Source organism: Nonomuraea sp. NPDC049400 (assembly GCF_044466425.1).
Classification (GTDB): domain Bacteria; phylum Actinomycetota; class Actinomycetes; order Streptosporangiales; family Streptosporangiaceae; genus Nonomuraea.
Genome location: NZ_JBITMP010000016.1, coordinates 106,863 through 129,566 on the forward strand (window position 1 = coordinate 106,863; position 22,704 = coordinate 129,566).

A 22,704-nucleotide genomic window follows, 5' to 3' on the forward strand; every position below is an offset into this window, starting at 1 on the left:
TCTCCTCGGGTGTGGAGAGATATACGACTCGACGATGACGAGAGATCATGACTGCCAGTTGAGGGCAGAGTAGCCGAGCGGTGCCCGAGCGGTGAGCATTCGACACGCGGGACGCGAAACGGCCGTGGAGGCGAGCCGGTTCGGCTCGCCTCCACGGCCGGGGGCGGGATCAGGCGACGAGTTGCTTGTCAGCCTTCCTCTGGATCAGATCCTTGTCAGTGATGATCACCGCGTCGGGGATCGCGTCGGGCAGGTCGTCCTCCAGGTAGCGGACCGGCCGGTAGCGGAAGGCCGCCAGGCCTATCAGCACGGTCACCGCGCCCGCGACGATGGCGAGCAGGGCGATCCCCCGGCCCTGCGCGGAGCCGGCGATGGGGTTGAAGACGTGCTCGACCAGCGGTCCGGCCAGCAGGAACCCGGCCGGGACCATGGCCCAGCTGAGCATCAGGTTGGTGGCGATGACCCGGCCCTGCAGGTCCAGCCCGACCTTCTGCTGCACGATCGAGAACCAGTGCGCGTTCAGCAGCGCGGTGAGCAGGCCGACGAAGAACAGCCCGATCGCGGGCAGCGCCGGGTGAGGCGCGAGCCCGATGACGGCGAAGGCGACGCCCAGTGCCATGAAGCAGCCCAGGACGCCGTGGGTGCGGCGCGCCAGACCGCCGGTCACCGTCATGATCACGCTGCCCGCCAGGAGCCCGACCCCGGTCATCGAGAGCGCCACGCCCAGACCGCCGGTGTCGGTGAGGCTGAGCAGCAGCGGCGTGGCCAGCACCTCGACCATGGCGAACGGGAAGTTCAGGAACGAGGTGAACAGGATGATCGCCAGGAGCCCGTGCCTGCGGCTGATGTAGCGCCAGCCGCCTGTCACCTCCCGCCAGAAGGGCTCCTCCCGCTTCTTGAAGAGCGTGTCCGGGAAGCGGACCGCCAAGGTCACGGTGACGGCGAAGGCGAAGGTCGACAGGTCGATCACGATGATGCCGTTCAGCCCGACGGCGGCCACGAGCGCGCCGCCGAGCAGCGGCGCCAGCACCGTCCCCGCTGCCTCGCCCAGCTGGGCCAGGCCGTTGGCTCTGCCGTAATAGCGTTTGGGCACCAGCTGGGCGACGGCCGCCATGTAGGCGGGCGTGTGGAAGGCCGTCGACACCGCGCCTATGGCGACGATGACGTAGACGTGCCAGAGCTGGAGCCCGCCCGTCCAGAGCAGGGTGGCCAGCGCGGCGGAGGCGACGCCTGCCGCCGAGTCCGCGGTGATCATGATGAGCCTGCGGTTCCAGCGGTCCGCCACCGCTCCGGCGATCGGCGCCAGCACGACGGCGGGCAGCAGCGCCATGACCGAGACGATGGCGAACATCGAGATCGACTGTGTCTGCTGGTAGATCCACAGGCCCAGGCCGAACGTGGTCAGCCCGGTGCCGATCAGCGACACCAGCTGGCCGAAGGCCACCAGGAAGAACGTCTTCAGGCTGGCCTGCTGGTAGCGGGGCGGCTGGGGCGCCTGGGTCGCCAGGGGCCGGTCGCCACCGCCAGTGTCGTCACCGGCATCCTCACCGGCGAGGATCTCGGCCAGCTCGGGCGCCTGATGCTTCTGGAAGTAGTGCCCGGCCTTGGGGATGACCTCCAGCGACACCGAGTCGGAGAAGGACTCCCACTCGCGGAAGCGCTCCTCGTACAGCTCGGTGGCGCGGTCGTTCTCGCCGACCACGCACACCAGCGGTGCGGTCAGCTTCTTGATGGGTGCCTGGTAGAGGTCGGTGTAGTAGTCCTCACCCTCCTGCGTGTCGTGCAGGAAGACGCCCATGATGAAGTCGCGCTCGCGGCGGTCCAGGTCCTCGGTGAAGAAGCCCATGGCCCGCAGGAACTCCAGAGCCTGCCGCTTGGAGGTCCACCGCTCCATCGGGAAGACCTTGCGGAACCAGGCGAAGGCCTTGCCCGGCAGGCGGGGCGCCGGGAAGTGCCCGCCGATGACCACCTTGACCAGGTCGACGCCTTCCTCCTCCAGCCTGCGCGCCAGCTCGACCGTGAGCGCGCCGCCCATGCAGTGGCCGTAGAGCGCGAGGGGACCGTCGGCCTTCTCCTTGATCTCCTTGACGCAGCCCTCGACGAGCTCGTGGAAGGGCAGCACGGGCTCGCCGGGGTTGCCGGTGTCGTGGCCCGGCGGCTCCAGCGCGAGCATGGTGATGTGCTCGGGCAGGGCCGCGGCCAGCGGCTGGTAGGTGATCGCGCCGCCGCCCGCGAACGGCACGCAGACCAGGGTCAGCGAGGCCGCGGAGCGCGGAGGCGTCAGCTCATGCAGTAGGCCGATATTTCCGGATGATCCGTCGAGTGCGGCGAATGCTCGGATTGTGGGGTTCTTGAAGAGGTCCAGCACGGTCGCCTGGATCCCCGAGTCCCGTACGGCACGCACGGCCTTGAAGGAGTCGCCGCCCAGCGCGAAGAAGTCGTCGTCGATGCCGATCCCCGTCACGCCCAGGATCGCCCCCCAGAGCTCGACCAGCTTGGCCTCGGCCGGCGTCCGCGGTGCCGTGCCCTCGGCGCGCGCCTCGCTCACCGGCTCGGGCAGCGCCTTGCGGTCCACCTTGCCGTTGGGAGTGAGCGGCAGCGCGTCCAGCAGCACGAACGCCGAGGGGATCATGTAGTCGGGCAGCTTGCGCCGCAGGTACTCGCGCCAGTCCTGATCGGATTCGGCGACGAGGTAGGCCGCGATGCTCTTGTCCTCCTCCGAGCCGCGTACCACCACGGCCGCCTCGCGGATCGCCGGATGCGCCAGCAGGAGCGACTCGATCTCGCCCAGCTCGATCCGGTAGCCGCGGACCTTCACCTGCCCGTCGGCCCGGCCGAGGAACTCGATCGAGTTGTCGCTCCGGCGGCGGGCCAGGTCACCGGTCCGGTACAGCCTGCTGCCGTCCCGCCAGGTGACGAAGCGCTCCGCCGTCAGCTCGGGCTGGTGGAGGTAGTCGCGGGCCAGTCCCTCGCCGCCGATGTAGAGCTCGCCGACCACGCCGGTGGGGACCAGCTGCATCGCGGCGTCGAGCAGGTGGATGCGGGTGTTGGCGATCGGGTGGCCGATCGTGATCGGCCCGTCGGTGACCCGGGTGAGGGTGGACCAGATGGTCGTCTCGGTCGGCCCGTACATGTTCCACAGCTCGCCCACCCGGCCGCGCAGGTCGGCGGCCAGGTCGGCGGGTAGCGCCTCGCCGCCGCAGAGCGCCTTCAGCTCCGGCTTGCCGTCCCATCCCGACGACAGCAGCAGCCGCCAGGTCGCCGGGGTGGCCTGCATGACGGTCGCGCCGTCCAGCAGGGCGGCCAGCCGTACCGGATCGTAGGCCGCCTCGCGGCTCGCGATCAGCACGCGGCCGCCGACCGTGAGCGGCAGGAACAGCTCGAGCACCGAGATGTCGAAGGCGAACGTGGTGACGGCCAGAAGCGTGTCCTGGCTGGTCAGGCCCGGCTCGCGGCTCATCGAGGCGAGGAAGTTGACCACCGAGGAGTGCTGGACGCGCACGCCCTTGGGCCGCCCGGTGGAGCCGGAGGTGTACAGGACGTAGCAGGGGTTCTCGCGGGTGACCGGCGCGGCCGCCCGTTCAGGGCTTTCCTGGGAGAAGCCGCTGTCGGCGAGGATGAGCTCGCCCTGGAAGCCGGAGTAGCGGCCGGCCAGCTCGCGCTCGGTGACCAGGACGCCGATCCCGGAGTGGTCCAGGATGTAGTCCTGGCGTTCCTGCGGGTACATCGGGTCGAGCGGCACGTACGCGCCGCCCGCCTTCAGCACGCCGAGCAGGGTGACCAGCATCGTGGCCGACCGCTCCATCGCGACGCCCACCAGCGTCTCGGGCGCCACGCCCGCCGCCCGCAGGCGCCGGGCGACCCGGTTGGCCTGCTCGTCCAGCTCCCGGTACGTCAGCGAGTCGCCCTCGAAGGTGACGGCCACGGCGTCGGGGGTCCGGTCGACCTGGGCTTCCACCAGCTCGTGGATGCACAGGTCGGGCACCTCGACGTCCTGACTGTCCAGCTGCTCGGCCAGCTCCTCACCGGTGAGGAGGGCCAGGTCGGACAGCGCGGTCTTGGGCGCCGCGACAATGGCGGAGAGCAGGGTCTCGTAGTGCCGGAGCAGACGCCGGGCGGTGCCGGCGTCGTAGAGCGCGGTGTTGTACTCCAACCTGCACGACAGCTCGTCGCCCTGCTCGTAGACGTAGAGCACCAGGTCCACCTGGGCGGTGCCGACCTCCACGGCCCGCTCCTCCACGGCCAGCCCGGCCATGCCGAGGTCGCTCTTGGGCAGGTTGAGCAGGTTGAACAGCACTTGGAAGAGCGGGTTGCGCGACAGGTCCCTGGGCGGGTTGAGCTCCTCCACCAGCCGTTCGAACGTCACGTCCTGGTGGGCGTACGCGCCCAGCGCGTACTCGCGCACCTGCGCCAGGAGCTCGGTGTACGGCAGGCCGCCGTCCATCGTGGCCCGCATGACCAGGGTGTTGATGAAGCAGCCCGCTATGCCTTCGAGCTCGGGGCGGGTGCGCCCCGCCACCGGCGAGCCGACGCAGATGTCCTCCTGGCCGCTGTAGCGGTACAGCAGCGTGTGGAGCGCGGCCAGCAGGGTCATGTAGAGCGTGGCGCCGCGCTCCTGGCTCAGCCTCCGCAGCCCCCCGGCCAGCTCCGCGGGGAGCACATGGGTGGCGACCGCCCCATCGAAGGTCTGCATCGGCGGGCGCGGCCGGTCCGTGGGCAGGTCCAGGCTGTGCGGGATGCCGCGCAGCCGTTCCTTCCAGAAGCCGAGGTCGGCGCTCTGCCCCCGCTGCCAGACCGCGTAGTCGCGGTACCTGACCTGCGGCTCGGGGAGTGTCTCCCCGTTGTAGAGAGCGGCCAGCTCGGTCCTCAGCAAGGTGATCGACCAGCCGTCCACGACGATGTGGTGGAAGCCGAGCGACAGCACGTGGTGATCCGGAGCCAGCCGCAGCAGCCGGGCGCGGAACAGCGGGCCGTGCTCCAGGTCGAAGGGCTCGGCCGCGGCCTCGCTCAGCGCCCGCTCGGCGTCGTCACAGTCCTCGACCGGCAGCGGCACCTCCCCCGCGGGCAGCACCACCTGCACCGGCTCGCCGTCCGGGGCGCGGAAGACGGTCCGCAGCGACTCGTGCCGCCGCACCAGCTCGCGCAGGGCGCCGTGCAGCCGCTCCACATCCAGCTCGCCCCGCAGGTCAAGCGCCGTGGCCACGACGTACGCGGCCGAGCCGTGCACCTGGTCGATGAACCACATGCGCCGCTGGATGAACGAGACGGGAGCAGGCCCGGGCTCCTCGACGACCGGGATCACCTCGCGGGCACCCGCCGGCATGACGGCCGGGACCACCTCGTGTGCGCCTGCCGAGGCGACGAGCGCCCGCTGGCCGTCCAGCGTGGGGTGCTCGAAGACCGCCTCGATGGGCAGGCCGAGGCGGGAGGCGAGCTGGGTGGCCACGAGGGAGTCGCCGCCCAGGTCGAAGAAGTCGTCCTGCGGGCCGGCGGGCACGAGGCCGAGCACGTCCCGCCAGGCGGCGGCGACCGTGTCGAGCTCCTGGACCGCCTGCGCCTCCCCCACCGGCGCCGCCGCTGTCAGAGGCGTCGGCGGAGCCGCGATCTCGAAGCGCCGGGTGCGCGGCTCGACCCAGTAGCGCCGCCGCTCGAACGGATACGTGGGCAGCGGCACCCGCCTGCCCGGCGGGCCGAACACCGTCCAGCCGACGGCGGCGCCGCTCACCCACAGCCGCCCGATGCTCTCCAGCAGGGCGGCCTGTCCGCTGTCCGGCTCGGCTAGCGGGGTGACCGTTGTCCGGCCTCCCTGGCGGCGCACCAGAGTGGCCAGCGTGCGGCCCGGCCCGATCTCCGCGACCGCGGCGCCGGCCGCCACCAGGGCGCCGGCGCAGTCGGCGAACCGCACGGTTTCCCGCAGGTGGCGCACCCAGTAGGCGGGGTCCTTGGTCTCGGCGCCGGACACCCAGCCGCCCGTGACGTTGGAGAGGTACGGCAGGCCGGGGGTGCCGAGCTCCACCGAGGCGACCTCGGCGGCGAAGGCGTCGAGCACCGGGTCCAGCATGGCGGAGTGGAAGGCGTGGGAGGTGCGCAGCGCGCGGCAGGCGACGCCCTGCCGTACCAGCCGCTGCTCCAGCTCGGCGATGGCCTGCTCAGGGCCGGCCAGCACGCACAGCTCGGGGGTGTTGACCGCCGCCAGTGAGACGTCCTCGCCGAGCAGGTCACCCACCTCGGACTCGGGCAGTGGCACGGCCAGCATCGAGCCGGCGGGCAGGCTCTGCACCAGGCGGCCGCGCGCGGCGACCAGGCGCAGGGCGTCCTCCAGGGTGAAGACGCCGGCCAGGCAGGCGGCGACGTACTCGCCGATGCTGTGCCCGGCCATCATCGCCGGCCGGACCCCGCGCTCGATCAGCGTGCGGGCGAGCGCGTACTCGGTGACGAAGAGCGCGGGCTGGGTGAGCCAGGTCTGGTCGAGGTCGCCGGCCTCGCCGTAGAGGGCCTGGCGCAGGTCGAGGCCGAGGTACGGCTGGAGGATGCCGGAGCAGGCGTCGACGGCCTCGCGGAAGACCTTCTCCGAGCGGTACAGGCCCGCGCCCATCCCCCTGCGCTGCGCGCCCTGGCCGGGGAAGACGAAGGCGACCTCGCGCGGGTGTGATTCGCCGGTGATGAGTTGGGCGTCCAGCGCCGACCGGTGGTCCTCGGCGACCAGGATGCCGCGGTGCCGCAGCTGGCGGCGGCCCTGGCGGAGGGTGGCGGCGACGTCGCCCAGGTCCGTGTCCGGATGCGCGCGCAGGTGGGCGCCGAGCCGGTTGGCCGCTTCCGCCAGCGCCGAGTCACTGGCGGCCGACAGGACGAGCAGGTGCGGGCCGGCCGCCGGTGCGGCGGAGGGCTGTGCGGGCGCTTCCTCCAGCACGACGTGGGCGTTGGTGCCGCCCATGCCGAAGGCGCTGACGCCCGCCCGGCGCGGTCCCTGCCCCTGCGGCCATTCCGCCCCTGCGGTGGGCACGTAGAACGGGCCGAAGTCCACGCGCGGGTTGGGCGTCTCGAAGTTGACCGAGGGCGGCAGCGTGCGGTGCTTGAGCGCCATCACGGTCTTGATCAGCCCGGCCATCCCGGCGGCGGCGTCCGCGTGGCCGATGTTGGACTTGACCGAGCCGAGCGCGATCCGCCGGTCCCCGGTGAAGATCTGGGAGAGCGCCGCGACCTCGATGGGATCGCCGAGCGCGGTGCCCGTGCCGTGCGCCTCGATGTAGCCGATGGTGCCGGGGTCGACGCCGGCCGCGGCCAGCGCCGCGGTGATGACCTCGGCCTGGCCGTCCACGGCGGGCGCGGCGTAGCCGACCTTCCTGGCGCCGTCGTTGTTGACCGCGGAGCCGCGTACGACGGCGTGGATGGGGTCGCCCGCGGCGACGGCGTCCTCCAGTCGCTTGAGCACGACGACGCCCACGCCGCTGGCCCCGATCGTGCCCTGGGCCTCGGCGTCGAAGGGACGGCAGTGGCCGTCCGGCGAGCCGATGCCGCCGCTCTGGTAGACGTAGCCGCGGCGGGTCCAGGCGTTGACCCGTACCGCACCGGCCAGCGCGATGTCGCAGTCGCCCGCGATCAGGCTCTGCCTGGCCAGGTGGAGCGCGACCAGCGAGGTGGAGCAGGCGCTGTTGACGCTGACGCTCGGCCCGCGCAGGTCGAGCTTGTACGAGGTCCGGGTGGGCAGCGAGTCCTTGTCGTTGCCGAGCATGACCTGGTACTCACCCACCGCCTTGAGCACGTCGGGCGCGGCCAGCAGGTTCTCGATGAAATAGCTGCTCATCGCCGAGCCGGCGAAGACGCCGATCTGCCCCGGGTGGCGGGCGGGGTCGCAGCCCGCGTCCTCCAGCGCCTCCCAGGCGGTCTCCAGGAACAGCCGCTGCTGCGGGTCGAGGATCTCGGCCTCGCGCGGGGTGAACTCGAACAGCGTGGCGTCGAACAGGTCGATGCCCTCCAGCACCGTCCCCGACCTGACGTACGCGGGATCCGCCAGCCGGTCGGGGTCCTCACCGTCGGCGAGCAGCTCCTCGTCGGTGAAGTCCTGTACGGCTTCCACGCCGTCGCGGATCGCCGCCCAGAACTCCTCGGGCCCCGTGGCGCCGGGGAAGCGGCAGGCCATGCCGACGATGGCGAGCGCGCCACTGGCGGGCGCGGTGGTCACGACCGCCTCCGGCGCCGGCCCGTCAGGGCTCAGGTACGCCGTCAGCGAGGCGATCGTCGGATACCTGAACAGGTCGGTGACCGTCAGGCTGAAGCGCTTGCGCAGCCGCTCGTGCACCTGCAGGACCAGCAGCGAGTGGCCGCCCACCTCGAAGAAGTTGCTGTCGGGGCCGAAGGCGTCGCTGCCCAGCGCCTCGCGCCAGGCCTGGGTGACGAGCCGGGAGATCTCGCGGCCCGGCAGCTGCCTGGGCGCCTCGTCCCCGCGCATCGCCGCGGCGAGAACCTGCTGGAGGTCGGCCACCAGGCCGCGGATCGTGCCCGACTGAAACAGGTCCGTGTTGTACTCCACGAGCCCGTCCAGAGTCTCGCGGACCCCCACGGTCAGGTCGAACTTGGCCGTGCGCTCGGGGATCTCCACGGGGGTGACCGCCAGCCCGGCCAGCTCCAACGCCGCCGTGGCCTCGGGCAACATGTTGAACATCGTCTGGAACACCGGGCTGCGGTCCAGGTGGCGCTCCGGATTGAGCTCCTCCACCAGCCGCTCGAAGGGCATCCCCTGGTGGTCGTGGGCGTCGAGCACCGCCTCCTTGACCCGCTCGACCACCTCGGGGAACGACGGCTCGCCCGACAGGTCGGCGCGGATGGCCAGGGTGTTGGTGAAGAACCCGATCAGGCCCTCGTACTCGACCCTGTCCCGGTTGGCGATGGGCGTGCCCACCACCAGGTCCAGCCGGCCGGAGCGCCGGGAGAGCACCACCAGGTAGGCCGCGAACAGCACCATGTACGGCGTGGCGCCCAGGCTCCGGCAGTATGCCTTGAACTCCTCGCGCGGCAGGTCGAGGGAGAAGGGCACCTCGGCGCCCGCGTACGTCTGGACCGCCGGACGGGGCAGGTCCGCCGGCAGCTCGGTGACCGGCGGCGCGTCCGCCAGCGCCCCGCGCCAGTAGTCCAGTTCCCGGCTGTAGTCATTCTCCTGCTGCCAGATCGCGTAGTCGGCGTACTGCCGGGACAACGCCGGCAGTGCCTGGCCGTTGTAGAGCGCGCCGAGCTCCCGGCGCAGCACGTCCAGCGACCAGGCGTCGGCGACGATGTGGTGGAGCGTGAGATGCAGGACGTGCCGCTCGGCGCCTTCGCGCACCAGGTGCGCGCGGATGAGCGGGCCGGTGGTCAGGTCCATCGGCGTGCCGTCCGGGGCGTCCGCCAGGTCGATCGTGAGCGATTCGGCCACGATCTGGTAGGGGCCGTCCTCGTCCATGGCGAACGTGGTGCGCAGGCTCTCGTGCCTGGCCACCAGGGCGTTCAGCGCGCGGTGCAGCGCTTCGCGGTCGAGCGGGCCCTCGATGCGAAAGGCGAGCGGAATCAGGTAGTGCGCGGCGCCGGGCGCCATCTTGTCCAGATACCAGGCGCGAACCTGGGTGAAAGACATCGGCAGCCGGCCGGGCCTCGTCCGCTCGGCCTGCTGCTGCTTCTTCTTCCGTAACGCGTCCAGGAGCTGGCGCTGCTGGGCTGACAGGCTCATGAATCACCTTCCATCGACCGCAACAGGGCCTCGGTCTCTTCCTCTGAATACATGGCGACCATGAGATAGAGCTCGGCGGCCGCCTCCACGTCCGGTGACGTGAGCTGCGCGCCGAGCTCGGCGACGGTCGGGTGCTCGAAGATCGTGCGCAGCGGCACCTGCACCTCGAGCGCCTCGCGCAGCCGGGAGGCGATCTGGGTCGCGTTGAGCGAGTGACCGCCCAGGTCGAAGAGGTTGTCGTGCCGTCCGACTTCCCCGCCCAGCACCTCCTGCCAGATGGCGGCGATGACCTGCTCCACCGGGGTGGCCGCAGGCGTGACGGTCCGCACGCTCTGGTCGGGGTCCGGCAGGGCGGTCCTGTCCACCTTGCCCGAAGGGTTCACCGGCAAGGAGTCCAGCGCGACGAACGTGCTCGGCACCATGTACTCGGGCAGCCGCTCGGCCAGGTAGGCACGCAGCTCGGGGGTGCCGTCGGCGACGACGTAACCCACCAGCCCGCCCTCCCGGGCCATGACGAACGCCTCGCGCACGGCGGGGTGCCCGGTCAGCACCGCGGCGATCTCTCCGGGCTCGACCCGGTAACCGCGGATCTTGACCTGGTCGTCCGCGCGGCCGAGGAACTCGATCTCCCCTGCCTCGTTGCGGCGGGCCAGGTCCCCGGTCCGGTAGAGCCTGCGCCCGTCCCGCCAGGTGATGAAACGTTCCCGCGTCAGCTCGGGCTGGCCGTAGTAGCCCCTGGCCAGGCAGGCGCCGCCGAGGTGCAGCTCGCCGGGCACGCCGTCGGGCGCCTCGTGGCCCAGGCGGTTCAGGATCAGCGCCTGGATGCCCGTGACCGGCTTGCCTATGGGCGGCAGCCGCGGCCAGTCCTGCGGAGGGCCGGTGAGCGTGTGGGCGATGTCGATGATCGCGCCTTCGGTCGGGCCGTACTGGTTGTGGAGCGTCATCCACGGCCTGATGAACCGCTCGAGCTGCGGGGTCACCTGGAGCTGCTCCCCCGCGGTGATCACCTCGCGCAGCGTGGCGGGCGGCTCGATCCCGGCGCCGGCCAGCGACTGCAGCGCCACGAACGGCAGGAAGATGCGTTCCACCCGGTTCCGGGCGATGTGGTCGAGCAGGGCAGCCGGGTCGCGCCGCATCTCGTCGCTGACCATGACCAGCGTCCCGCCGTACGCCCAGGTGCTGAAGATCTCCTGCACCGAGACGTCGAAGCCGAGCGCGGTGAACTGCAGGCTCCGGTACGCGCCGCTGTGCCAGGCCATGAGGTTGGCGACCGGGCGGTGCGGCATCGCCACGCCCTTCGGCTGGCCGGTCGAGCCCGAGGTGAACAGGATGTAGGCCAGGTTGTCGGGCGTGACGCCGCTGTCCGGCCGGTGTTCCGGCTGGCCGTCGAGCTCGCTGTCGACGTGGACGGGCCGCTCGTGCGGCAGGCCGCCGGCCAGCGCCCGGTGCGTCACCAGGACCGGCGTGTCGACCCGGTCGAGCACCTGGGTGAGGCGTCCCTCCGGGTAGAAGGGGTCGAGCGGCACGTACGCGCCGCCCGACTTCAGGATCCCCAGCAGCGCCACGGGCAGGTCGAGCGAGCGCCGTACGTGCAGGGCGACCGGCACCTCGGGGCCCACCCCCAACCCGCGCAGCAGATGAGCCAGCCTGTTGGCCCGCCGGTCGAGCTCGGCGTAGGTCAGCGTGGCGCCGTCGAACTCGACGGCGACCGCGTCGGGCGTCCTGTCGGCCTGCTGTTCGAAGAGCCGGTGCAGGCACTGGTCGGGACCGTGGCCTGGGGGCTCGTGCTCCCGGGCGAGCAAGGCGGAGATCGGCGCCGCCGGGTCGGCCGCCACCTGCTCCAGGACGCGCACGTAGTGCCCAAGCAGGCGCTCCGCCGTGGCGCGCTCGAACAGGTCGGTGGCGAACTCCAGGCTCATCTCCTGCCCTTCGGCGTAGAGCACCAGGTCGGCCTTGGCGCCGCCGTTCTCCACCTCCTCGAGCATCCGGAAGGTCACCCCGTCGCCCCGCTTGGCGCCCGGCGGCTCCTGCATCGCGAACATCACGTCGAAGGGCGGCCGGCCGTCAAGACAGAGCTCCCGTACGATCTCCTCGAGCGGCACGTCCGTGGGCGTGGCCAGGACCGTCGCCCGCACGTGTGACAGCAGGCGCTCGAAGGAGGGGTCGCCCGCCAGTCCGGTCCTGATCGGCAGCGTCTCCACGAAAAAGCCGATCGCGGAGTCCGCGCCCGGCGCCTCCCTACCGGAGAACGGCACGCCCGTCACGATGTCGTCCTGGCCGCTGTAGCGGTGCAGCAGTGCCTGGAAGGCCGCGAACAGCACCATGAACGGGCTGGCCTGAGCGCGCCTGCCCAGCGACTCCAGCTCGGCGAGCAGCCCGTCCGGCAGCGTGGCCCGGACGCGGGCGCCGCGCCGCAGCGGCTCCGCCGATCGCGGGCGGTCGGCGGGCAGCCCCAGCCGCTCGGGCGCCGGTTCCAGGGCCTTCCTCCAGTACGGCAGGCCGTCACGCCCCTGCCTGCGCACGTACGGCCCGTCCACCGGGGGCAGCTTCTCCCCCGCGTAGAGCCGCGCCAGCTCGTCCAGGAAGACCCCGGCCGACCAGCCGTCGAAGGCGATGTGGTGGACGTTCACCAGCAGCCGGTGCCTGTCGTCGGCGAGCCGGAGCAGCAGCGCCCGCAGCACGGGACCGTTCCGCAGGTCGAAGGGGTCACGGGCGGCGTGCTTGGCCAGCGCCTCCGCGCCACGCGGGGTGGCGTCCATGATCTTCAGCTGTACGGGCTGCGCCGGCATGACCACGGGCACCGGCTCGCCGTCGTGCTCTTCGTAGCGGGTACGCAGGGACGGATGCCTGTGCACGATCTCGTTGATCGCGTTCTCCAGACGCCCGGCGTCGAGGGGGCCGTCCAGGGCGAACAGGATGGGCACGTTGTACTGCGCGCCCGGCGCCACCTGGTCGATGAACCAGAGCCGGCGCTGTGCGGGCGTGAGGAAGCTCTCGACCGAGGTCTCCGCCGCCACCGCGGGTAGGACGTCGATCGCGCGGGCGAGCGCGGCGAGCGTGGAATGCTCGAAGAGCATCCGGGGCTCGACCGGCTTGTCCAGCCTTTCCCAGGCACGGGCGGCGATGCGCATCGCCAGCAGCGACTGCCCGCCCAGTGCCAGGAAGTCGTCGTCGGCGCCGATCGGCCCGGCGTCGAGGACGTCCTGCCAGATCTCGGCGAGCAGCGTCTCGGTCGGGGTGCCGGGCGGCGTGATCGAGCGGGGCGCGCGGACCGGGTCGGGCAGCGCGGAACGGTCCAGCTTGCCGTTGCCGGTCAGCGGGAGCTCGTCCAGGAAGACCCAGGCGGTGGGGATCATGTAGTCGGGCAGGAACGGGCGAAGGTGGGCGCGTACCTCCTGCTCGGTCGCCGTGCCCACGATGTAGGCGACCAGCTCGTGGCCGCGCACGGCGGTGGTGGCGGCCCGGACCCGCGGGTGACGGCCGAGCACGGTCTCGATCTCGCCGAGCTCCACCCGGTTGCCGCGGATCTTGACCTGGTCGTCCTCGCGGCCGAGGAACTCGATCTGCCCGGCCTGATCACGGCGGGCCAGGTCCCCGGTGCGGTAGAGGAGCCGCCCGTCCTGGTCGCGGACGAAGCGATCGGCCGTGAGGTCGGGCCGGTCGAGGTAGCCGAGGCCGACGCACACGCCGCCGAGGTAGATCTCGCCCTCCTCGACCGGGCGCATCGCCTCGTCCAGGAGGTGGACGGTGACGCCGGGCAGCGGCGAGCCGAGCGCGGGCGGGCGGCTCTGGCCGTCGTACACCGGCACCGTGCCGGCGATCGCGTTGACGGCGCATTCCGCCGGGCCGTAGAGGTTGATCAGCCGGAAAGGCAGCTCGGGTCGCGGGTAGGTGGTGAGCCGGTCGCCACCGGTGCTCAGCGTCGCCAGCTTGGTCCCCTCCGGCCAGGACAGGCCGAGCAGGCCCTCAGCGATGGGAGTGGGCGCGTAGCAGGTGGTCAGCTCCTGATCCACGATCCAGTCGCGTAACGCGGGCAGCGAGAGCCTGGTCTGCTCGCTGGGGATGACCATCGTGGTGCCCGCGGTCAGGTACATCCAGATCTCCCAGACCGACGGGTCGAAGTTGGGGCTGGTGAGCAGCGGGGCACGGCCGCCCAGCCCGAAGGTCTCGTGCGACCACCTGATCAGGTTGGTGAGCGCGCGGTGCGGGACGAGCACGCCCTTGGGGGTCCCCGTCGAGCCGGAGGTGTGGATGACGTACGCGAGATCGCCGGGCTCGACGTCGGGGGTGGGTGACGCGTCCGCCTCGGCGGGCGTGTCGATCACCGGGACGCCGTCGGGGACCAGGGATCTCCACTCCGGCGCCGTGACCACGGCCGCGGCCCCCGCCAGCATGGCGTGAATTCGCTCCGCGGGCGTGGCCGGGTCGATCGGTGCGAAGGCAACGCCTGCCTTCATCGCACCGAGCTGGCCCGCGACCAACCGGATCGATCGGCCCGCGAGCACAGCCACCCAGCTCTGCTTGGTCATCGTGAAGTGACGCAGCTGAGCGGCGATGCCGTTCGCCAGGCGATCTAGATCACGATACGTGAGGTGTTCTTGATCATCCGAAACCGCGATCCTTTCCGGGGTCGCAGCCAGCTGATCGTGGTAAAGCCGCAGAACAGATGCCAGGTTTGCCGCATCTGACGTCATTGTCACGCCTGCCGATTGTTGAGTTTTATGGGCCCTTATGGGCGCCGCGGAAAAGGATGACCTTGCCACCAGATCCGTGTCAACTCTGATTAATCCCGCAGAAGCGCCATAACAGAGCGCCCTATAATCCCGCTACAAGGCTGCTACAGAGACGAACTCCAGCCGGTGCGGGAGCGCCGCACGCTCGGCGCACCAACGGTTGCTCACCGTCGTCGGTAGCGGGAAGGCTCGGCGCCGACATGACGGAACGGGGAGCCGAGTTCGCCTCGACTCCCCGTTCTGAAGGGTTATTTCACGCCTTCACGGCGCACAGAACCGCTCAGCTGCAACCGCTCGTCGAGCCGCAGCCCTCGCAGACGTAGCAGCTTCCCGCCGGGCGCATCTTGGTGCCGCAGGTCATGCAGAGCGGCGCGTCGGCCGTGAAGCGCTGGTGGCTCTCCAGCGTCAGCTCCTTGACCGCCGGCTGCTGTGCCGCCTCCGCCTTCGGCTTCTCCTCGATGGGCGCCGACTGGGCCAGCGCCTCGCGGTCGACCGCCTCCTGCAGCGCCGCCGGGTCCTCGCCGCGCTGCTGCGCCGCGCGCTCGGCCGCCGAGAAGATGCCCAGGGCCGCCCTCTCCTCATAGGGGAGGTGGTCGAGGGCCAGGCGGCGGAAGATGTAGTCCATCACCGACGTCGCCATCCGGATGTCCGGGTCGTCCGTCATCCCGGCGGGCTCGAAGCGCATGTTGACGAACTTGCTCATGTACGTCTCCAGCGGCACGCCGTACTGGAGGCCGATGGAGATCGCGACGGAGAACGCGTCCATGACGCCCGCCAGCGTCGAGCCCTGCTTGGACATCTTGAGGAAGACCTCGCCGAGCCCGTCGTCAGGGTAGGACGAAGCGGTCATGTAGCCCTTTGCGCCGCCCACCGTGAAGCGGGTCGTCGTGCTCGGCCGCTGGTTGGGCATGCGCCGCCTGGTCGGCCGGTTGACCTCGATGACCTTGACCTCGGGCTCCTTGACCTCCTTGGCCTCTTCCTTCTTGGCGCCGTTGCCCGCCGACAGCGGCTGGCCGACCTTGCAGTTGTCACGGTAGACGGCCAGGGCCTTGAGCCCCAGCCTCCAGCCCTCCTGGTAGACCTGCTCGATGTCGTCGATCGTGGCCGACTCGGGCAGGTTGACCGTCTTGGAGATGGCCCCGGACAGGAACGGCTGGGTGGCCGCCATCATGCGCACGTGGCCCATGGGCGCGATCGCCCGCTCACCCATCGCGCAGTCGAACACCTCGTAGTGCTCCTGCCGCAGGCCCGGCGCCTCGACGACGTGGCCGTGCTCGGCGATGTACTCGACGATGGCCTCGATCTGCTCCTGCTGGTAGCCGAGCTGCTTGAGCGCCCTCGGGATCGTCTGGTTGACGATCTGCATGGAGCCGCCGCCGACGAGCTTCTTGAACTTGACCAGCGCCAGGTCCGGCTCGATGCCGGTGGTGTCGCAGTCCATCATCAGGCCGATGGTCCCCGTGGGGGCCAGCAGGCTGGCCTGGGCGTTGCGGTAGCCGTTCTTCTCGCCGAGCTTGAGGCACTCCGACCACTGGCGCGACGCCTCGGAGTGGATCTTCGCGTCCATGGAGCCGATCGTGCGCAGGTTGTCGTTGGCCGCCGCGTGCTTGCGCATGACGCGCTTGTGCGGCTCGGCGTTCCTGGCGTAACCGTCGTACGGCCCGACCACCCCGGCCAGCTCGGCGCTGCGGCGGTAGGACACGCCGGTCATCAGCGACGTGATCGCCGCCGCCACGGCGCGACCGCCGTCGGAGTCGTACGCGTGGCCCGTCGCCATGAGCAGGGCGCCGAGGTTGGCGTAGCCGATGCCGAGCTGCCGGTACGCCCGCGAGGTCTCGCCGATCTTCTCGGTCGGGAAGTCCGCGAACGTGATCGAGATGTCCATCGCGGTGATGATCAGCTCGGTCAGCTTGACGAAGTCGGCGACATTGAAGGAGTTGTCGTCCTTGAGGAACTTCAGCAGGTTGATGCTGGCCAGGTTGCAGGAGGAGTTGTCCAGGTGGACGTACTCGGAGCACGGGTTGCTGGCCGTGATCCGCCCCGTCTCGGGGGTGGTGTGCCAGTCGTTGATCGTGTCGTCGTACTGCAGACCCGGGTCGGCGCACTCCCAGGCGGCCTTGGCCATCTTGCGGAAGAGCTCCCTGGCGTCCACCGTCTCGATGACCTCGCCGGTCAGGCGGGCGCGCAAGCCGAACTCGCCGCCCTTCTCCACCGCGCGCATGAACTCGTCGGAGACGCGCACGGAGTTGTTGGCGTTCTGGTACTGGACGGAGACGATGTCCTTGCCGCCCAGGTCCATGTCGAAACCGGCGTCACGCAGCGCGCGGACCTTGTCCTCCTCGCGCGCCTTGGTCTCGATGAACTCCTCGATGTCGGGGTGGTCGACGTCGAGCACGACCATCTTGGCCGCCCTGCGGGTGGCGCCGCCGGACTTGATCGTCCCCGCCGACGCGTCCGCGCCGCGCATGAAGCTCACCGGGCCGCTGGCCGTGCCGCCGCTCGACAGCAACTCCTTCGACGAGCGGATGCGGGACAGGTTGACACCCGAGCCCGAGCCGCCCTTGAAGATCACACCCTCTTCCTTGTACCACTCGAGGATGGACTCCATCTGGTCGTCCACGGAAAGAATGAAACAAGCGCTCACTTGCTGGGGCGACTTGGTGCCCACGTTGAACCAGACCGGCGAGTTGAACGCGAACGCCTGGTGCGCCAGCGCGTGCTTGAGCTCGTGGTCGAAGATCTCGGCGTCCTCGTCGCTGGCGAAGTAGCCGTGCTCGATCCCGGTCTTGGTGTAGACGCCGACGACCCGGTCGATCAGCTGCTTCAGGCTCCACTCGCGCTGCGGGGTGCCCACCGCCCCGCGGAAGTATTTGGTCGTCACGATGTTGGCCGCGTTCACCGACCAGAACGCGGGGAACTCGACGCCCCGCTGCTCAAAATTGACCGAGCCGTCGCGCCAGTTCGTCATGACGACGTCGCGGCGCTCCCACTGGATCTCGTCATACGGGTGCACGCCAGGCTTGGTGAAGATCCGCTTCATCTTCAGCCCCTTGCGCGGACGCTTGCCACCCCGCGCGACTGAACCGCTGGCCGTCTCCGTCATGACTCCCCCTTCTCCGCCTTCAACTGTGAGATCTCGGCCTCGAAGTCCGCCAGGCTCTCGAAACCGCGATACACCGATGCGAACCGCAGGTAGGCCACCTCATCGAGGTCCCGCAGCGGGCCCAGGATGGCCAGGCCCACCTCGTTGGAGGGGATTTCGGCCGCGCCCTTGGCCCTGATGGCCTCTTCCACCCGCTGCCCGAGCTGCGCCAGTGAATCCTCACTTACCGGCCTGCCCTGACACGCCCGCCGCACGCCCGCGACGACCTTGTCTCTCGAGAACGGCTCCGTCACCCCGCTGCGCTTGCTCACCATGAGCAGTACGGTCTCCTGCGTGGTGAACCTGCGCCCGCACTCGGGACAGGTGCGGCGACGTCTGATGGCCGCACCGTCGTCCGTGGAGCGACTGTCGATGACCCTGGTGTCAGGGTGGCGACAGAACGGACAGTGCACGCTTTCGCCCTCCTAGACCTGCGGCCACCACACGCGCGAAACCGTCCTGACGGGACGCTCGCGCACGCCCCATAGTGCTGGCCATGGCGCGGTCACGAAAACACAAGGTGTGGTGAACTACATCGGTGTAACTACTAGATGTTGTGGTCCAACCGTAGAAGCGCGCGACCATGAACGCAAGTTGAGCGGCGGCATCGAAGTGAAGTCGCTGATCAGCCCGCCGTCACCACCAGGACCCGGGCGTGTCGCCCTCAGGGGTGATCTTTGCGCTGCTGGAGGCGTCACATGAGTTGCGCGGGGCCTCGTCCGTGAACGAACCTCACAAAGTTATCCGACGCCTCTACTCCCACGAACGTCACCCACCCACCGGACCGCGGCGCCCAGGCGATCAACGCAAGGCGGCGGCGTCGTCCGGGACGCAGAGTGGGGCGACCAACCGCGGAGACCGGCGACGCCACCGCACACACGGAGGCATCACCCGGCCCAAGGACGCACCGCCACCCTGCACACGGAGGCGCCACCCGACGCAAGGACGCACTGCCATCCTGGACACAGAGGCGGTCAGTCAACCCAAGCCCCCATGTCACCCCTGGACACGGAGGTGGGCGATCAGCCTTGGGACCCGACGCCACCCCCGAGGCCCAGAGGTGGGCGATCAGCGTAAAGCGGCGGTGTCACCTGGGACGTAGAGTCGGGTGCCGGGCCGGATGAGTGAGTCGGGCAGCCCGTTGAGACGCTTGATCTCCTCCACTACAGCACCCGGATCGTCCCCTTGGGTGAGCGCCTCGGCGATGCGCCACAACGTGTCACCCTCACGCACTTCAACCCACGGCAGGCCCGCATGGCTGGTCACGACGACCTGGACCGCCGCGTGCCCGACCGCGCGCGTGCCGAGCCAGAACCCGCCCAGTGACAGCAACGCCATCGCGACCACCAGCACGACGCGCCCGCGCCGGGTCAGCCGCAACGGCGGAGCGGACCGCCGGCGCACTCGCGCCAATGCCCGCCGCTCACGCCACCTCGCGGCCCGGCGACCCCACCGCCGGCCGCTCCGTCTCCCGACGCCTGCACCACGCCGCGGTCGCCCACCCCGCACGACGTCTTCCCCTGCGCCATGAGCGCCTCCCCGCACACCGCCAGTCACACGTTGCCGCATGCCTCGGGTCGCGCCTCCCCGCGCACCACCGGCCACACGTTCCCGCATGCCGCCGACCGTGCTGCCCCGCGCACCGCCGGTCACGCCTCCCCGCGCTCCGGCGACACCTCCGCGCCCGCCCCGAAGATCCTCCGAAGCGCCCTCGCCACCACCCCGCAAACCAGCGACCCCGCGGCTACCCGCCGTCGTCCTTGCCCCGGAAACTCCCAGACCACCCCCTTTCGCAGCTTTCCGCGGCCGTGCGTCGGCGGCCGGCGCGCGTGCCACCCCTCGATCGTTCATCCCCATCCCCCGATCCGCGTCGGCACCACCCCTGGGGCGCCGTTGCCGCCGGCCCTCGCCGGAGCGCCGGCCGGCGGCGGTTTCGTCGCCTGCGTCCGCACGGGCCCCTCCCCTGCCCGGCGGTACGGTCGCGGCCGCGTCGGCGCCAGGACGCGGCGGCGGGACCAATCGCAAATGGGGCCTTCCCCTGCGACTCGAACGGGACCCCAACCTCTTCCCGGAATTCCCGCGGAAACCGGCCTCCGTCCGCGTATTGTCTCGTCGATCGTTACTCTGCGTGGCATCGGCGATGAGTGTGAGTCGTTTGGCGTCTTGGCTGGTCGTGTCCGCTTTTGTGGGCGTTCGCATGGTTGACCTCCTGCCGTGCGGCCTGAGGGAAAGGCCAAATAAAGATCAGCAAATCGAACACGATGTCGATCGAACTCCCGTACGATGTTGTACACCACGCAGGCGACAATTTCGAGGAAGACTCGAACAATTGTTTGAAGATGATCTTCAACGGCGATACGGTCGCTGTGTGCGACATGAGGACCACAGACCGGGAGGTTCGCCGGTGAGGCGGGCCGCCAGGCGAGGAGGAGGAAGAGCATGAGTGAGCGGGATGGCGCAAACGGGGTCAGCGACCTCGCGGTGCGCCGGCGCGATTCCCTGGGCCTGACGCCCAGGCAGCGCAAGATCCTCGAAGTCATCCGCGACTCGGTGCAACAGCGCGGCTATCCGCCCTCCATGCGCGAGATCGGCGAGGCGGTTCAGCTGACCAGCACGTCGAGCGTGTCGCACCAGTTGACGGCGCTGCAGCGCAAGGGCTACCTGCGACGCGACCCGCACCGGCCGCGCGCGCTCGAGGTGCGCCTCCCGGGCGAGCCCGTGCTGTGGGTCGACCCCGACGCGAGCGACGAAGAGCCGACGATCAACCGTCCCACGGCGGCTTACGTCCCGCTCGTCGGCCGCATCGCCGCCGGTGGTCCGATCCTGGCCGAGGAGAGCGTCGAAGACGTCTTCGCACTGCCCAAGCAGCTCGTCGGCGAGGGCACGCTGTTCCTGTTGCAGGTCACCGGTGACTCGATGATCGAGGCCGCCATCGCCGACGGCGACTGGGTGGTCGTGCGGCAGCAGCCGGTGGCGGAGAGCGGCGACATCGTGGCCGCGATGATCGAGGGCGAGGCCACCGTCAAGACCTTCAAGCGCAAGGACGGCCACGTCTGGCTCGTCCCGCACAACTCCAATTACGAGCCCATCCCCGGCGACGAGGCCAGCGTCCTGGGCAAGGTCGTAGCAGTCCTGCGCCGGTTGTAACCAGGCAAGGCTCGTAGGGCCTCGGCGCGCGTCATATCGCACGCGCCGCGCTCCGGCGCGCGCCAAACACACCACCCGCGGGGTACGACAACCTCGCGGGCGCTACCGTGTCGCCACCAACGGCACGCCTTGGCACCGGCTCCGGCGTCCCACGATGCCGTCCGGCTGCACCGTGGTCCGAGTGGGCGGCACTTCGCCGGTGCCCGTCTCGGGCGCCCGGTGCCCGGCCGCTGCCGGGAAGCTCGGCTGCGCCGTCTCACGATGCCGCCGACTGGGCAATGCGCCGCCTCCAACGTCCGCTTCGCGCTCGGCCTCGTCTGAGGCTGTGGCATCGACGGAGTCAGTGGGCCTGGGACGGAAGCTGCGCCGAGGCGGACGTTGTGGCATGGGCGACTGTTCTGGCATTGGCGGACGTTGTGGCATGAGTGGCGTTGTGGCATTGGCGGACGGTGTGGCATAGGTGGCTTTGTGGGTGGGCGCCATCGTGCCGCGAACCGCATGCGACGATCACCCGCAGACGGCGGCCAGTCGCTCACTCCAGTACGAAGCTCGCATTCCCCTTGAAGGCGCTGGTGCCGTCGTTCTGCTCCACCCACACCAGCCCCGCCCGATGCCGCAGGAAATACCCGGGAAAGTTCACGGACTCCAGCGACACCGTGCCCGAACCCGCCAGCCCCGCGCGGCGCGCGAAACTGGCGTCCGCGTCGAAAAGGCCGGTCCCGTCCCGCCGTTCCACCCATGCCTCGAAATTCCGGTGCCGCAGGTAGTACCCGGGGAAGTTGGCCGACTCCAGCGAGACCGTCCCCGCGCCCGACAGCCCCGTGACCAGCCGGAACTGGGAGTCGGCCAGCGGTGAGACGTTGCCCTCGAGCCGCACCCGGTAGTCCCAGTGCCGCAGCGCCTGCCCCGGCGTGTCGTACGACATCAGCCGCACCGGCGTCGCCCCGTCGGGCACCGGGATGCCGAAGTCGGGCGTCCCGTCCGCCCGCCAGTACACCTTCTGCACCCGTGTACGCCGATTCGGGTCGTTCAGCGGGTCGCCTGAGATGTCGCGGTAGTTCCGGTCGTGGTAGACGAGGATGTCGCTCTGCCCGTCCTCCGAGGTCGTGAAGGAGTTGTGGCCGGGCCCGTACTGGCTGGTCGCGGCGCTGCTGGCGAAGACCGGGTTCGGGCTCTTCGTCCAGGAGGACGCCTGCAGCGGGTCAGCCGAGGCGGAGGCGGTCAGCATGCCGAGGCAGTAGTTGGCGTCCGTGGCACTCGCGGAGTACGTCAGGAAGAGCCGGCCGTTGCGCTGCAGCACCGAAGGGCCCTCGGCCACCTTGTAGCCGCGCGTCTCCCAGGCCAGCGTCGGCACGGCAAGGCGGGTCGTGGCGCCGGTGATCGTCCACGGGTTTGCGCCCATGCGGGCGATGTACAGGTTGGAGTTGGTGGCGGTGCCCGGCTCCTGCTGGGCCCAGAGCAGGTAGCGCACGCCGTTCGCGACGAACGTGGTGGCGTCCAGCGAGAAGGTGTCCCAGGGCGTGGCGATGCGGCCACGCTCGGTCCAGGAACCGGTCAGCGGGTTGGCGGCGGTGCTCTCCAGCACGTACATCCGGATCCGCCAGACGTCGTCGGCCCGCCCTGCCGCGAAGTACACGTACCACCTGCCGTTGATGAAGTGGATCTCCGGCGCCCAGATGTGCGCGCCCATCTCGCCGGTGGCGTGCTTGCGCCAGATGACCGTCTCGGGGGCGCTCGCCAGGCCCTGGATGGTGGTGGCGCGGCGCAGCACGATGCGGTCGTATTCGGGGGCGGTGGCGGTGAAGTAGTAGTAGCCGTCGGTGTGGCGGTAGATGTGCGGGTCGGCGCGCTGGGCGGCCAGCGGGTTGGTGTACTGCACGGCGGGCGAGGCGTGCGCGGCGCCCGGCGACAGCAGGTTGGCGAACACGATGAGCAGCGTAGCCACGGCGACGAAGGCCGGTCTCACGGGCATGGGCTCGTCC

The 22,704-nt window shown here is 70.5% G+C and carries 7 protein-coding genes; 1 reads left to right on the plus strand and 6 read right to left on the minus strand.

The features are described from left to right. Window positions 1–169 precede the first annotated feature (169 nt). The 5 genes from ACIBVN_RS25880 to ACIBVN_RS25900 all read right to left on the minus strand — a co-directional run bounded on the left by ACIBVN_RS25880 (window position 170) and on the right by ACIBVN_RS25900 (window position 18,955). Window positions 170–9,700, minus strand: a complete 9,531-nt coding sequence (locus ACIBVN_RS25880; protein WP_397140485.1) for an amino acid adenylation domain-containing protein — start codon at window positions 9,698–9,700, stop codon at window positions 170–172. After that, complete coding sequence (locus ACIBVN_RS25885; protein WP_397140637.1) at window positions 9,697–14,394, minus strand: amino acid adenylation domain-containing protein; 4,698 nt, start codon at window positions 14,392–14,394, stop codon at window positions 9,697–9,699. The genes ACIBVN_RS25880 and ACIBVN_RS25885 overlap by 4 nt, the downstream gene beginning before the upstream one ends. Before the next feature lie 319 nt (window positions 14,395–14,713). Beyond that, a complete protein-coding gene (locus ACIBVN_RS25890) occupies window positions 14,714–17,536 on the minus strand; it encodes a vitamin B12-dependent ribonucleotide reductase (RefSeq protein WP_397140487.1) in 2,823 nt (940 codons plus the stop codon). Further along, window positions 17,533–17,988: a transcriptional regulator NrdR gene (nrdR, locus tag ACIBVN_RS25895; protein ID WP_111183346.1), complete on the minus strand. Its 456-nt coding sequence runs from the start codon at window positions 17,986–17,988 to the stop codon at window positions 17,533–17,535. The genes ACIBVN_RS25890 and nrdR overlap by 4 nt, the downstream gene beginning before the upstream one ends. A gap of 655 nt (window positions 17,989–18,643) precedes the next feature. Continuing rightward, window positions 18,644–18,955, minus strand: a complete 312-nt coding sequence (locus ACIBVN_RS25900) for a LysM peptidoglycan-binding domain-containing protein (protein ID WP_397140489.1) — start codon at window positions 18,953–18,955, stop codon at window positions 18,644–18,646. A 1,059-nt stretch (window positions 18,956–20,014) separates the two neighbouring features. Here ACIBVN_RS25900 and lexA point away from each other — a divergent pair. Next, complete coding sequence (gene lexA, locus ACIBVN_RS25905) at window positions 20,015–20,722, plus strand: transcriptional repressor LexA (protein WP_397140491.1); 708 nt, start codon at window positions 20,015–20,017, stop codon at window positions 20,720–20,722. Window positions 20,723–21,254: 532 nt separating this feature from the next. Here the strand turns inward: lexA and ACIBVN_RS25910 are convergent. Continuing rightward, window positions 21,255–22,694 (minus strand): family 43 glycosylhydrolase, encoded by a 1,440-nt coding sequence (locus tag ACIBVN_RS25910; RefSeq protein ID WP_397140493.1) that lies wholly within the window; start codon window positions 22,692–22,694, stop codon window positions 21,255–21,257. Between the last annotated feature and the right edge of the window lie 10 nt (window positions 22,695–22,704).